The following is a 14,149-nucleotide window of genomic DNA, read 5'->3' as shown; positions in this document are numbered from 1 at the left end:
AACTTAAAGCTGCTTGAGTGTTAGCTAGGATAGCCAGCAGCTAAAATAACTTATTTTAGGAGACTTTTTGTGGAAGTTTTAAATAAAATCATCAAAGATCGGCTTTTGTGGCTGTCTTTTGGGGCGATGCTATTAAGCTTGCTAATTAGCAAACCACAAAGTAGCGATATTAGTTGGCAGACAATTATTTCGTTAACCGCATTAATGCTGCTTGTGCAAGTTTATCAACGGTTAAAGCTGCTTGACTATGGTGCACTTATTTTAGTTCGAAAAGTAAGAAATCAACGACAGCTCATCCAGTTATTAATTAGCATTACTTTTGTAGGTTCGATGTTTTTGACAAACGATGTAGGTATTATTACAATTGTTCCTTTATTAGCGCTAATTGCAAGAAAAGTGAAAATCCCACTTGCACTGCCTATAGTACTAATTAATGCAGCAGCTAATTTGGGGAGCCTAGTTACTCCGATCGGGAATCCACAAAATCTGTATTTGCTTGCGTATTATCGAATTGATGCACTAACTTTTTTTAAAATGGCAGGTCCAATTACTCTGGCTAGCATACTTGTTTTATGGTTCTGGTCACTATCTTTTAATCCTATTCCACTAAAACCAGCTGAATTTACTTCTCCGAAAATTCAGTTGGGCAAGGCAAGCCTTACTGTTTTAGTCAGCATCCTGGTTATTTTAGGAATTTTTGCTGTTATTCCTTTGTGGATAATGCTTGGTGCAACTTTGTTTTTGACGCTTGTGATTGACAAACACTTATTTAGTAAGCTTGATTATGCATTATTATTGACATTTATTTGTTTTTTTATAACTGCGGGAGACATCGGGCGCAATTCTGCTGTTAGAGACTGGCTGCAGCAAATTGGTCAGCACAAGGAAGGCGTTTATTTTACTGGCCTGGGACTTAGTCAGATTATCAGCAATGTTCCGGCCGCAATTTTGCTAGCACCTTATACAAGGCACGTCTATTCCTTATTCTTAGGGGTTAATATCGGTGGTTTGGGTACTTTAGTTGCATCACTAGCTAATCTGTTAGCCTATAAACAATATCGTTTAAACAAACTTCAAGAAGATAAAAACTATTTAAAATTATTTCTAATAGTAAATGTAACCAGTCTTTTTATCCTTGGAGTATGTGGATACATGCTCAGCTATTGGGGTCTGAAATAATGGGGGAGAAATAAATGAAAATGATGCAGAGGCATAAATGGTTAATTTTTCTGACTTGCTTAGTAGCCGCAGCGATTATCAGCATGCTTTTTTTTATAATCAAGTCGCAAACACATCTTCGGACTGGAAACCGTTCAAATAGCATCCCAACGCTGTATCTACATGGGTGGGGTGCAAGTGCGAAGTCAACTAACAGTATGATTAACTATGCACAAAGGAATCAAGGGGCTAAAAAAGTGTTAACTGCGACTGTGTTAGCAAATGGACAGGTTGAGCTTTCAGGTGATTGGCCTGCGAATACACGGCACCCGCTGGTTCAAATTGTGATGAAGGACAATCGAAATGGCAATTATCAGGTCACACGTGAATGGTTCTATCACGTAATTTTAGCCCTGCAAAAAGCCTATCATATTCGCCAGTATAATACCGTGTCACATTCAATGGGAAATCTGACGACAATCTATTATCAGCTAAAATATGGGAGCGTTCAAAAATTACCGCGCTTACATAAACAAGTCAATCTTGCAGGACATTTTGATGGTATTATTGGAATGGATGATCAGCCAAACAAAAACTACTTTTTAGCTGATGGCAGCCCTAAAATTCAAAACCGAAATTACCGCTATCTTTTAAAACAGCGCAATAATTTTCCAGCTAATCAAGTGCAAATCTTGAATATTTTTGGGAATTTAGAAGATGGGACTAATTCTGACGGAGATGTCTCAGAAGTTTCTGCACGTTCGTTGAAATATCTGCTGCAAGGTCGGTATAAGCGCTATACAGAGATTGAAATTAAGGGAAAAAAGGGACAGCACAGTCAGTTGCATGAAAATAAACAGGTTGATCAAGCAATTGGACGCTTTCTATGGAATGTCAAATGACTTTGAATGCGTTAAGGTAAAATACTTTTTAAGGGAGTAATATGAGATGAAAGCCTTGTATTTCGATCATTTTGGAGATAATTCAGTTTTACAGTATGGGGACTTGCCTGTTCCTCAGATCACGGCTGATGAGGTTTTAGTGAAGATGAAGTATATCGGTTTGAACTTCGCGGATATTTATCGACGCAAAGGCAATTATCATCTCGAACCGCATCTACCTTATATTAATGGTTATGAAGGACTAGGGACAATTGTCAAGCTGGGGGAAAATGTGACTGAACTTAAATGTGGTGAACGGATTCTTTTTGTAGATGTTCCATTAGCTAATGCTGAACTAGTTGCCGTGCCACTTACCCATGTCATCAAGGTTCCGCCAGAAATTGATGATAAACTCGCGGCAGCAATCGGTTTACAAGGCTTAACAGCAGATTTTTTAGCACATGATTTGGCGCAAAGCCAGCCAGGTGAACGTGCCTTTATTCAAGGAATTAGCGGTGGAGTGGGACAAATTCTTTTACAAATGCTTACCGCAGATGGAATTCAAGTCTCAGGAGTAACCTCTACAAGGAAAAAACAGGAATTGGCTTTCAAACAAGGGGCAAGCCACGTCTATCTGCGGACGGATCAATGGGCTGAACAACTCTGCGATACATTTGCAACAGTTTTTGATGGTGTGGGTAGCACATTAAAGCAAAGCCTTGCACTTGCCAAACACAAAGGGCAGGTGGTCTTCTTTGGGATGGCAGGAGGGAATCCAACTAAAGTTGACCCTTTAGCGCTACTTGAGCATTCCAAAAGTATTTTGACAGGTGATCTGTGGGATTACCTGTCTAGTCGAAGCGAAAGGCAGTCAAGATTTGAGCGACTAGCATCCTATTTTATTAGTCAAAAAATTGTAATCAATGAACCCCAATGTTTTCCGTTATCAGAGGGCCAAAAAGCATATGCATTCCTTGAAAGTGGAAGTAGTAATGGAAAAATATTGATGGAATGTCGTTAACCCAAAATTATTAGCAATTAAGAGGAGATGTTACTACATGAAACAACAAGTGCTACAAATTCTCAAGACTAAATATCCGCTTATTCAAGCACCGATGTCTTGGATCACCAATGCACAATTTGTGGGTGCAGTTGCAAATGCCGGAGGTTTAGGTGTTTTAGGCCCAAATGCAGGCCAAACTACAATCACATCAGACCCAGGCCAAACCGCGAGTTTAATGCAGGCGGAAATTCAAAAATTGCGCCAAATCACAACACATTCTTTTGGCTTAAATCTCTTAACGCCTAGTACTCCTGAACAAGACCTCAATCCCTATAGTGCTGCATTATTAAAAATGGCATTTGCAGAACGAGTCAAATACTTTGTGACAGTTGGCTCTTATAATCGAAAAGTGTTTGAACAGATTAAACAACATAATGGGATCATCATTCATCGTTCAGAGATGATTTCGCTTGCAAATTTGCGTGCAGCTGAAGAAGCTGGCGCGGACATTCTGGTAGCGACAGGAATTGATGCGGGCGGAATTTTTCCTAGGCGCGCTTTTGGGACCTTTGCTACCTTGGCTGAATTCAAACGTTGCCTCCATGTTCCGTTATTGATCGCAGGCGGTATAAATACAGCTAAAGAGGCTAAAGCTGCAACTGATTTAGGAGCTGATGGAATTTATGTCGGTACTAGATTTATCGTTACGCCAGAATCCCCAGCTAGTCAAGCAGTCAAGGATTTAATTGTTGCTGCAGATTCTGATGACCTTGAATTTGTTTTTGAGCGGGAACGTTCACTTAAAACTTTAGCTGCAGATCGTTTGAATAAGCTTTTCAATGATCCCACTAATAAAGTAGATCTCAGTCAAGAAGTTAAGCGCTTAGGCGGAGTTCGACCTGCAATGCTGCTGGGAAAAGTGGAACAAGGGATTATTCCAGTTAACACTGGTGTTGGGAGCATCGTTGAAGAAAAACCAGTTAGTACACTGATCAATGAGTTAAGTGCAGGATTGTTATAATTTAAATTTAAGCACAACGAAAAGGAGTGTTTTTATGACTAACACCATTAAATTAGAAATGCCGCAGTGGCAAGGCGGCGAGAACCCTAATTATTTTTGGGGATCAAAAATATTAGCAGCAATCGTTCCTGATATTAAAGGTGAAACCTTCAAAATTGGAGTAAAGGAAAATTTTACTGTGACTGGCAATGATCGTGGCGCTGTTTTCCAAGAAGACGCTTTGGTGGCACAATTCGTTGAGACAAAACAAATTCTCGCATTAAAGCAACCCGAGAGAGTTATCACCTTAGGTGGTGATTGTGCAACTTCACATGCACCCTTTGATTATTTAAGCGGACGTTACCAAGATGATCTCGGTGTAATCTGGTTAGATGCACACCCTGATATTTCCAGTTCCAAGGAATCTAAACATGCTCATGAAATGGTAGTGACGAATCTTCTAGGTCTGGATAATACAAAATTGGCGAAACAAACTGCACACCCATTGCAGCCGCAGCAGGTACTCTATGCAGGCTTAAAAGCTCAAGATTTGCGCCCGATGGATCAAGCAGTTAAACGATTGCAGATTGCATTTTTAACTCCAGAAAAATTACGTCAAGACAATGCGGCAGTGACTAAGTGGCTCAAGCAGCATCATTTCAGTAAAGTTGCTGTGCATTTTGATCTGGATGTTTTGACACCCGCAGACTATCGATCTATTTTGCCCGCTAACCCACATGCAGATATTTCTCAATTTGGCGCAGCGGTCGGCAGCATGACTTTATCAGAAGTTAGTCAGTTTTTTGAAAAACTTACGCAAGCTAGTGAGCTGGTGGGCTTAACAATCGCAGAACACATGCCATGGGATGCCATGAATCTGCATGCGATGTTGCGCAACTTGGCAATCTTTAATTAAATTGGTTCAAATTTCAAAGATTATGCACAAACTTATTTGTAAAATGAATTAAAAACCCAACAATTGCAGGCTTGATTGTGTGTTTTTCAAGATGTGATTGTTAGGTTTTTAGTGCTCATAATTCAGCATGGAGGAGGGGTAACATTAAAATAGAGATTAAGCGGTTAGCAAAAGATGCTCAGCAAGAAGATCAAGTGCTATTTCATGTCCATGAGCTCACATCAGCAATTCAAGCTGCAATCAGTCTTTTACAAAACACTCAGAATGTTCTTTTAGCCAAACTAATAGACAGTCAGCGTGAAGAAAAAATCAGGTTTACTGAGCTCTTATACGTAGAGTATCTGGTTTAGACATATTTTTAACGGCCTTGGTATCGGGGCGGTCGTCTATTTAAGCTTGGTTTTTGTAAACGACGGCGTGTCTGTTTCACGCAAAGACGTGCTCTTTGTCTTTATTGTGTCCTGTTTTATCGGGATTAGCACCTTTATTTTTAAAATATCGTCTTTGAACTTCCTGAGTTCTTTAATTCTGTATTATTTAGGAGTAGTTGTATTCATCATTTTGCTGGATTTTGTTTTCGGGACGCAAGTGGAGTTTGTACAAATTATCAGTAGTACCACTATTATTTATCTGATTTCATACGTAGTAACAATCGGCAAGTTTTTCCTCGTGACTAAAGATATGAATGAAAAACTTAAACAGCTCAATAATAAATTAAAAAGTAGGCGGAGGCTTTAGTGTCAGATGAAGTTAAGAATCTGTGACAAGCTTATTAACTATGAAGTAATTGGCAGCGGGCGTCCTGTGGTGGTGCTGTGCTTGAATCACACGTTAATGAAAACTTGTTTTGAACGCATCCCTTGTCTACAGAAATTTCAACGGATTTATCTCGACATTCCAGGGACAGGTGCAAGTTCAGCATTTTATCAACCGCATCCAAGTAGCGATTATCTGCTACACTTACTGCTTCTTGCACTTAAAAGACTGGTTAGTGAACCTTTTTATCTGTGTGGCTATTCATATGCAGGTTATTTAGCATTAGGGATTACCACCTATTTTGAAAATAACATAAAGGGTCTTTTTTTAGTGTGTCCTGTAGTGATTGCTGCTGTAAATCAACGAAAATTGGCAGGAATTCAGCAAAATCACTTTACCTCAAAAAAGAGAGCTGCAGATGTATGGTATCAACATCTACGCAGCTTAGATTATGCAACTAAAGAAGTTGATTTACATTTTTGGCAAAGTTTACAGTGTAAAAATTATAAATACTATCGTCTATCCGTAGAACCCGCTTTAAAAAAAATCCAAATTGCAGTTCCCACACTCTTTTTGCTTGGTAAAAGAGACAACATTGTCGGGTACGAAGATCAAGTTAGGTTATCGAATAGTTTTAGCAATATAGCACTTGCTATTCTAAATGATGCGGGACACAAACTGTTGTTATGTAAGAAGCACCAATTTTTATTTTATGCCGCTCACTTTTTCAAGCATTAGCGTTAAAAAAGTTACGCCTTTACGAGTTCGTCTAGGGCCGAAAATTCACTGATGTTGAATCTTTTGCAAGAATAATGTATCATTAACAGTTATGATAAATAAACTTAAAAATCCATATTTCCCATTGATGCTGAGCCCGTTTGCTTCGCAGCTAGGGTCAGCGATTTATGTTTTAGGGCTTAATTGGTTAATTGTGCAAGTAACTGGAAGTACGAAGTTGTTAGGGCTGATCGAAGGCTTAGGCGGATTTGCTTTTCTTTTAGGAGATTTTTTAGTAGGGCTATTAGTCGATCAACATAATCGCAAAGGTGTATTAATTTGGACAGATCTTATCTCGGCTGCAATTTGTTTGCTGGGCAGTTTTTTTGTAGATAACACCACCCCGCAAACCTGGTTGCTAATTATCATTACGTTTGTCTTGAATTTAATGCTTGCATTGAATTATCCGGCAGCCAAAGCGATCACTCCTGAAGTGATTGCTAAGACGCGGTTACAGACATTTAATGCACTCGCAAACACTGTTTTTAATTTTGCAAATATCCTTGCCCCGCTAGTGGGAGGACTCTTATTAGCAATTAAAGGAATTGATTTTAGCGGTTTTTTGCTAATTAATGCATTGTCCTATTTTTTTGCGCTCTTATTAAATCTGTTAATTCCATACTCTTTTAGCCCCGCGCTAAATAAAGCAGGTCAAGAATCGATTCTTAAAAGTACGTGGGTTGGCTTCAAGTATATTAAACACCATCCTAATCTGCTGTTATATATGCTCGCAATGGGGATTTTCAACTTTTGTCTGGCCGGCTTTTTACTAACAGCACCTTATATTGGACAGCACTTTTTTGGAGGTCATGCGACAAATTACAGTTTATTTCTCACCGTCTCAGCGAGTGGAGGGTTACTAGGCGGTCTAGCATTAGCTTTGCAAAAAAGAACGGTAACTCCGCAGATTATTTATAGGGAACAGCTTTTTTATGGAATTGTACTGGTGATTTGTGGAACCTTTCTTTCTGTCTATACTTGGATGACAATTGCCTTGGTCTATGGCTTTTTTCAAGCACGTTTTTTCGGAAGTATTACGACTTTTATCCAAAATGAAACTGATGTGGCCTTTTTAGGCAGAATCTTTGGGGTGACATTCCTATTCTTTGATGGGGTACAGCCAATTGGTTCCTTCATTTTTGGTTTCTTCATCAATATCTGGCAGCAGTGGACCTATGTCATTCTAGGCTGCTGCTTAGTAGTTTTCTTTTTGCTATTATTATATTTAAGAAAAGAAAAATATGCGGAGATGGCATAAGTTGTTAAAATTTGAGCATTAACGTATAAGCACGGAGTTAAATCGGAGAATTTTGACTTATGGAACACGTTTATCCGGAATAAAAGAGGGGCTGTGACAAAATTTTACTTTTGTCACAGCCCCCTTTATTATTAGCAGCACTTTTCAAAAGACAGCGTCCCCTTGTCAAGAATAGGTTGATTTGTTATCCTAAAAAGAGTTTATAGAAAGTTGGACTAATAATTTATGAATACATATCCGTTACTACGCAATCTCCTACCACTCCAAATCAAAGTGGTTTGGTTTTTGCGTGCACTGCTTGATTTTTGCATTTCGCTAGTGCTTACAGCCTTGGTTTGGTGCTTAGCCTTTAAATTTTGGAATCCCAGTTGGTTATATACTGCTGGATTTGCTGTTCTAGCTTTGATCGTCGTGAATTTAGTGGGGGCTTTGCTGCTAATTCCATATCGCTATGCCTTTCATCGCTATGAAATAAATAGTGAAGAATTGGCTTTTCAGAAGGGTTTCTTTTTCCGTCAGACAGTTTTTGTGCCGCTCGTCCGCATTCAACATGTTGAAACGCGACAAGGACCTTTACTGCGTCAACAGAAATTGATGTCACTAGTTGTGTATACTGCTGCTACCGAGCATCAGATTGCAGGTCTGAGCAGCGATGAGGCTTTCAAGTTGCGCAATCAAATTTTGCATTTGGTCAAGGCGGTGCGCGAAGATGTCTAACATGCGACATTTCAGCGCTTTAATGCTGTTGCAGCGCACGGTCCACAATCTTCGTGCTTGGATTGTTTTACTAGTATTAGTTGTTTTCAAAAACATTTCAAATCCAAAACTGCTTGTCTTAGGACTTCTTATTTTTCTTTTATTAGCAGTTGCGCAAGCCTACTATCACTGGCTATCCTATCGTTTTGTGCTCAATGAAAAACATTTACTGATGCATTATGGCTTTATTTTTAAACATCAGATAGATATTCCTTATGAGCGAATTCAGGCAGTTCACCGTGAAGTTTGGTTTCTATTTAAACCTTTTAAAGTTGCAAAGTTAACGATTGAAACTGCAGGAAGCCGGGGTGGCAAAGATGACGTTGTGCTGGAAGCTGTTCCTGAATTCATCTATCGTGAACTTGAAAAAAAGCGTAACCACGGTACTGAATTACCGGCTGCGAAGACTTCCGTGCAAACCACGCTTTACCAAGTCTCTGTAAATGATTTATTTGTCTTTACTTTTACAGATCTTAATTTGGTTTCAGTTTTGCTGGCAATGTTGGGGATCTACAGTGAAGCAGGAAGTTTGGCTTTTCAAAAATGGGTGGAGACGCGCCTCAATGAAATTGTTGCCGGTGGGATATTAATGATTGCTCTTTTGATCCTGTTAATCTTGTTTATCTTGTTTATTGTAGTCTTAACCCGTAACTTCCTGCGTTATTTTCGCTTCTTTGTTTGGCGGACAGATGATCATTTAATTATTGAAAGAGGACTTTTTACGCGGCGGCGGGTTAGCATCCCAATTCAACGGATCCAAGCGCTCCAGTTGCGGCAATCACTGTTACGGCGCCTCTTAGGATTACAAACTGTGGAAGTTATTTTAGCAGCTGGGCAAGGTGATAATAAAAAAGAGGATGTTAACGACAATACCTTTTATCTACTTCCAATTATTCGGGACAAAGAAGTTTGGCAAATGTTACAAAAACTGCTGCCGGAGTGGCAACCGACAGCGCTTGTACCGAATTCTAAAAAGTCCCACTGGTTTTTATTTGCCCGTTTCCGTCTACTCGCATTATTAATTTTGGGTGCTGCTGCAATTTACTTTTTCAACCTTGTGTGGGGAATAATAGTAATCGGTCTGCTGGCTCTTTTTGTGGCAATCTCTTTTTGGACCGCTGATATTCAAACCGCGGCGCTTGATAAGAACAGCTTGCACACTGTGACTGTAGCTGGTATTTCCCGGATAGAAACACTATGTCCGTTTAATAAAATTCAATCTGTGAAATTAAAAACCACTTATTACTTAGAGCGGCACCAATGGGGTCATTTTGAACACTTTGTTAAAGCAGGACGAATACGTCGACGAATCAAACTAAGATATCTTGATTTAGCGGAATGTACACGTCTTAAACAACGCGTCTTAGCTGGGCGGACAACTTTAAAGAATGATTAGGCCTGTAATAATTTGACGTGACAGCTGTTAGTTCCAGAATAGATATCAGCAAAAATATAAAACTAAGAGAGACTAAGTCGAAAGTTAATTTTTGATTTTGTCTCTCTTAGTTTGTTTTGCGTTCTTCGATAGTAGCTTCTTTGCAATGTTAGCAGTTTTACATACACTTGATTTACTGTTAAATGCGTTATTTTAACTTGACTTTAGCAGTCATTTGTTTACAATGTAAATGTAGTTTACGTTGTAAACAAAAAGGAGAGTTCAAAATGCCAAAAGCAATTGAATTAGTACATGTCGGAAAAAAATTTAAAAATAGAACCATTCTGAAAGATATTAATTTGGTTATTAACAGTGGAGAAATTATTGGATTATTAGGTCCTAATGGGGCTGGAAAGTCAACTTTAATTAAAATTATGACGGGTTTAATTAAACAAGACTATGGAGAGGTGTATTTGTTAGGACGACAGCTTGGACAACAGAGACGGAATACTAATGCGCTTTTAGGATTGGCACCACAACAATTAGCTCTTTACCCACAACTAACCGTGGTTCAAAATTTAAAGAATTTTGGTTTCATAAATGGTTTAAATCAAACTGAAGTAAACCAAAAGACTTCTGACTTATTAGCTACTTTTGCATTAACTTCAATTAAGAAACAGCTTGCTGAAGACTTGAGCGGTGGTCAAAAAAGGCGTTTGCATTCGGCTATCGCACTGATGAATAATGCCAAAATTGTTTTTTTAGATGAGCCAACTGTCGGAGCTGATGTCACGTCACGTGATAAGATTCTAAATGCAGTTAAAAGGCTCAGTCAGCAAGGAATTACCGTTATTTATACAACCCATTATTTGCAAGAAATTGAGGATTTGAATGCCAAAATTGTTTTCTTGAATCATGGTAAAATCGAAGCAATCGGATCTAAAGAAAAAATTATCCAACAGTATGCACATCCGGCAATTGAACTCTGGTTCCAAGGAAAACTTCCCACCATTGCAGGCTGGAAAAGAAAGGGGAATTGTTTGGAATACAAGACCGCTCCAGCCAACTTCCCAGTGGCTATGATTTTAAAAAGTGCCTTAACTGACAATGAAATTCAAAATTATCAATTGCAGGAAATCAAGCTTTCACATTCTAATCTGGAATCTGCATATCGTGGTTTAATAAAAGGAGGCATCTCCCATGAAGTTTAGACAAATATCGGCGGTCACGCGCTTAAACATGCATTTACAGTTGGCTGAGCCGTCTGTCCAAATTATTATGATTTTAATTCCAATTGTAATGGCACCTTTTATGCTTCCAGCTGCTAAGGCCCAACTGTTAGTGCAAGGATATCATGCTGCTAACGGCTCGGAACAAGTTGTTCCAGGATTGGCCGTTTTATTCTCGTTCTTTTCTGTCCAACTGATTATTCAGAACTTTTTTAATGAAGCGACCTACAACACTTGGGACCGGCTTCAAGTTTCAATAACTTCTTTGCCAGAAATTATTACCGGAAAAGCGATTATTGCGTATATCATTCAATTGTTACAATTGATAGCTGTAGTGCTGCTCAGCAGTGTTCTTTTTAATTTCAGTCCTAATGGTAGCTGGCTGGCATTAGCCGTTACACTCATCATTTTTTCCGCTTGCTTAACATTTTTTGGTATTTTGCTAGTGAGTTGGACTGATTCAGCATCATTTGCGCTAATGCTTTCAAACTTTTTAGGTGTCTTAATGGCCGGGTTGGGTGGTAGCTTATCGCCAACCAATTCATTTCCGGATTGGGCGCAAAAATTAGCTTGGTTCGATCCTGCTTATTGGGCCCTGTCAGCGATAAAAAAAATCAGTCTTGATCATGGTAACCTTTCAATGATTAAAACCAACCTCATTATTTTGATAATCATTACTTCACTTTTTGTTTTATTAGCGTTGCTCGGATTTAAATTAAAACCACTGAAAGCAGGCGATCACTAATGGTTGATAAACCGCTAAAGGAAACCTTAAGCCGCGAATACATTTTGCAGATCTCATTAGCTTTAATTGATCGTGACGGAATTACATCTTTTACGATGCGTAAATTAGGGCGTGAACTGCACGTTTCTCCCATGGCTGTATACCGCTATTTTCCAAATCAGGGGAATTTGTTTGATGGCCTTGTTGAATTTATTTGGAACAAATCACTGGCGCTTAATGAATTGAAGCTCGCTGCCAATTTAAATTGGCAAAAAATACTGATTGAGTTGATGTCGCATTTTCGGCGAACATTGTTGCAGCATCCTAATGTTTTGCCACTAATGTCAACGCATCCGCTTGTAACCGCGCGGCAATTCCAATTAGTTGGAAGTTTTCTGACTTTTCTAGTTGAAAAGGGAATGAAGATTCAACCGACTACTATCTTTCTAGTTAAGAGTTTGGCCGTTTATACGTTAGGCTTTGTTTGGGCTGAAGCAATTGAACCCGAAAATGGTGGTGTCATTGATACAGCAAATTTGCAGAATTCTAAGCAAAAACTGCCAATTTTAAAAGAATTCATGGATTCCTTACAAAGCGAACAGTTTGATGAGGAACACCAATTTTTGTTGGGAATTTCAGCCATTATTAATGGTTGGGATGCAAGGCCGTTTGTTTAGTACGCGAGATAGGAGTGAAAAAGTAGTCAGACTTACAATTCTGACTTAGTAAAAAGACAAACAACTAATTACTTACAATTTTTTTTTCGAGTGTCTGGATCTTATTTTGAATTTTTTCGAGATAGTTTTTTTGCTGTGTCAGGTCTTTTCTGATTTTTCTTTCTTGCTTTTTTAGTAGTTCAATGCGCTGGTTTAGCGTTTTGTATCCTGCAGCCGTTGAATTCACAAAAAATCTGATTTTTTCTAATGAGCTTCTTGCACGACAAATAACCGTTAATACAATTGCGCCAGGACCAATGGATACACCTTTTTTCTATAGTCAAGAGACAAAAGAGTCTACTTCATTCCATAAAGCGCAAGCAATGGGAGACCGACTAACAAAGATTGAAGACATTGTTCCAATCATAAAGTTCTTAACTACTGCTGGTTGGTGCTGGTTGGTGGATTAACGGCCAGACTATTTTCGCTAATGGGGGTTACACGACCCGTTAAAATGATTGAAAATTATTTTTGCAAAACCAGTAAAGCGCTCAAACTTTAATCATGGTAATTCACGTATTTTAGGATAAAGCTAAGAGAATAGGACAAAAGGCGTTTAGTTGGCGCGAATTAACAGCGTGAGGCGGATAATTCCAAAATTGGTTTGTCTGACTTATAGGGTTAATTCGCGCCAACTGCCTTTTGGTGCACTCCACTTTTGTCCTGGGCCCTTATTCTTTTTCATTTTTATGTCTCTTTTAATGACAACTGACGATCCACATAAATCAGATAAATAAGGCTTGTGACAAGAAGCGGGGTAAAAAGTACAAATAACAAACTCCAGCTCATACCAACGCTATTGTTTGAAGCGGCAATCAGGGGTCCCCAATCTAAAATAAAATGTAATAAAATTACCCACAACAAACAGTTAGTTGTGATGCGCAATGCTGCCAAAAAAACGCCGGTAGCAAACGCGTACAGCATCTGTTGCAAGGTAGCTCGCGGACTTTCTCCAAACAAATTGATCAGATGCATGCTGCCAAATAATACAGCTGACCACACAGCTGCTTTAGTAAACTTATAAGAAGAACTCTCATAGATAAATAGCCCCAGAAAAGCAGATAGAATTAAACCACGACAAATTGATTCCTCAAAAATTGCCGCAGACAGGGCTATCATTGTGTCTAACAAGAAATTCTTTGAGTTAATAACAGTAATAATATTTAAGGGAACATTCTCCACACTCATTATGATAATAAAAATGGCAACTGCAAGGATGCCCCAAATTCCTAAATTTCTAGTAAAAAGCAACTTTGTGTTAATCAACTTAAATGACTTAAGTCCTCTGAATGCAACTAATAAAGCCACAAGCGCTAAAACAACATTAACGATCGCTTTAGTAGTGTTAGAGGCATCATAAATGAACATGTTTAGCCACCAAAAAAGCAGGAACAAGATAATTCCCCAATATAATTGTCTGCCCCAAGTCCAGCGATTATTTAATAGCATTGCCAGCTTCCTCCTTAATTTTCCAGTATTCGTAATATTATAATGATATCATTATTTTTAAATAAGCAAACGGATACTTTTAAAAAAATAGCTCGCAATTAAATAAATATTTAATTAAAGTATTGATGAGGGAGGCGGTCGTTGTACGCGC

General features: G+C 38.7%; 15 protein-coding genes. 14 read left to right on the top strand and 1 reads right to left on the bottom strand.

The window, feature by feature from the left end:
• Nucleotides 1-69: 69 nt before the first annotated feature.
• The 14 genes from AB3Y88_RS00445 (at nucleotide 70) to AB3Y88_RS00380 (ending at nucleotide 12,959) form a co-directional block, all read left to right on the top strand.
• Nucleotides 70-1,179: an SLC13 family permease gene (locus AB3Y88_RS00445; RefSeq protein WP_056960801.1), complete on the top strand. Its 1,110-nt coding sequence runs from the start codon at nucleotides 70-72 to the stop codon at nucleotides 1,177-1,179.
• Nucleotides 1,180-1,193: 14 nt separating this feature from the next.
• The gene (locus AB3Y88_RS00440) at nucleotides 1,194-2,060 is read left to right on the top strand and encodes an alpha/beta hydrolase (protein WP_228888047.1); all 867 of its coding nucleotides are present in this window, start codon (nucleotides 1,194-1,196) and stop codon (nucleotides 2,058-2,060) included.
• 46 nt (nucleotides 2,061-2,106) lie between these two features.
• Nucleotides 2,107-3,060 (top strand): zinc-binding dehydrogenase, encoded by a 954-nt coding sequence (locus tag AB3Y88_RS00435; RefSeq protein ID WP_056960802.1) that lies wholly within the window; start codon nucleotides 2,107-2,109, stop codon nucleotides 3,058-3,060.
• Between the two features lie 16 nt (nucleotides 3,061-3,076).
• Nucleotides 3,077-4,063 carry a nitronate monooxygenase gene (locus AB3Y88_RS00430; protein WP_324250759.1) on the top strand — a complete coding sequence of 329 codons (987 nt, stop codon included), beginning with the start codon at nucleotides 3,077-3,079 and terminating at the stop codon, nucleotides 4,061-4,063.
• 34 nt (nucleotides 4,064-4,097) lie between these two features.
• The gene (locus tag AB3Y88_RS00425; RefSeq protein WP_228888045.1) at nucleotides 4,098-4,958 is read left to right on the top strand and encodes an arginase family protein; all 861 of its coding nucleotides are present in this window, start codon (nucleotides 4,098-4,100) and stop codon (nucleotides 4,956-4,958) included.
• Nucleotides 4,959-5,297: 339 nt separating this feature from the next.
• Nucleotides 5,298-5,696, top strand: a complete 399-nt coding sequence (locus tag AB3Y88_RS00420) for a DUF3021 family protein (protein ID WP_367293438.1) — start codon at nucleotides 5,298-5,300, stop codon at nucleotides 5,694-5,696.
• Nucleotides 5,697-5,702: 6 nt separating this feature from the next.
• Nucleotides 5,703-6,452, top strand: a complete 750-nt coding sequence (locus AB3Y88_RS00415; RefSeq protein ID WP_228888044.1) for an alpha/beta fold hydrolase — start codon at nucleotides 5,703-5,705, stop codon at nucleotides 6,450-6,452.
• Between the two features lie 91 nt (nucleotides 6,453-6,543).
• On the top strand, nucleotides 6,544-7,749 hold the full coding sequence (locus tag AB3Y88_RS00410; RefSeq protein WP_228888043.1) for an MFS transporter: 1,206 nt from the start codon (nucleotides 6,544-6,546) through the stop codon (nucleotides 7,747-7,749).
• A gap of 225 nt (nucleotides 7,750-7,974) precedes the next feature.
• Complete coding sequence (locus AB3Y88_RS00405) at nucleotides 7,975-8,466, top strand: PH domain-containing protein (protein ID WP_056960806.1); 492 nt, start codon at nucleotides 7,975-7,977, stop codon at nucleotides 8,464-8,466.
• Nucleotides 8,459-9,901, top strand: a complete 1,443-nt coding sequence (locus tag AB3Y88_RS00400) for a PH domain-containing protein (RefSeq protein WP_228888042.1) — start codon at nucleotides 8,459-8,461, stop codon at nucleotides 9,899-9,901. The genes AB3Y88_RS00405 and AB3Y88_RS00400 overlap by 8 nt, the downstream gene beginning before the upstream one ends.
• 266 nt (nucleotides 9,902-10,167) lie before the next feature.
• The gene (locus AB3Y88_RS00395) at nucleotides 10,168-11,091 is read left to right on the top strand and encodes an ABC transporter ATP-binding protein (RefSeq protein WP_228888041.1); all 924 of its coding nucleotides are present in this window, start codon (nucleotides 10,168-10,170) and stop codon (nucleotides 11,089-11,091) included.
• Nucleotides 11,081-11,854: an ABC transporter permease gene (locus tag AB3Y88_RS00390; RefSeq protein ID WP_228888040.1), complete on the top strand. Its 774-nt coding sequence runs from the start codon at nucleotides 11,081-11,083 to the stop codon at nucleotides 11,852-11,854. Before AB3Y88_RS00395 ends, AB3Y88_RS00390 begins: the two co-directional genes overlap by 11 nt.
• On the top strand, nucleotides 11,854-12,510 hold the full coding sequence (locus tag AB3Y88_RS00385; protein WP_056960809.1) for a TetR/AcrR family transcriptional regulator C-terminal domain-containing protein: 657 nt from the start codon (nucleotides 11,854-11,856) through the stop codon (nucleotides 12,508-12,510). The genes AB3Y88_RS00390 and AB3Y88_RS00385 overlap by 1 nt, the downstream gene beginning before the upstream one ends.
• Before the next feature lie 182 nt (nucleotides 12,511-12,692).
• Nucleotides 12,693-12,959: an SDR family oxidoreductase gene (locus tag AB3Y88_RS00380; RefSeq protein ID WP_228888039.1), complete on the top strand. Its 267-nt coding sequence runs from the start codon at nucleotides 12,693-12,695 to the stop codon at nucleotides 12,957-12,959.
• Between the two features lie 277 nt (nucleotides 12,960-13,236).
• Here AB3Y88_RS00380 and AB3Y88_RS00375 read toward each other — a convergent pair whose 3' ends face one another.
• A complete protein-coding gene (locus AB3Y88_RS00375; RefSeq protein WP_261909566.1) occupies nucleotides 13,237-13,998 on the bottom strand; it encodes a CPBP family intramembrane glutamic endopeptidase in 762 nt (253 codons plus the stop codon).
• Between the last annotated feature and the right edge of the window lie 151 nt (nucleotides 13,999-14,149).

Source organism: Liquorilactobacillus satsumensis (assembly GCF_964065465.1).
GTDB classification, from domain to species: Bacteria; Bacillota; Bacilli; order Lactobacillales; family Lactobacillaceae; genus Liquorilactobacillus; species Liquorilactobacillus satsumensis.
The sequence above is the reverse complement of the archived record's forward strand: the minus strand, read 5'-3'. Positions and strand labels throughout refer to the sequence as shown.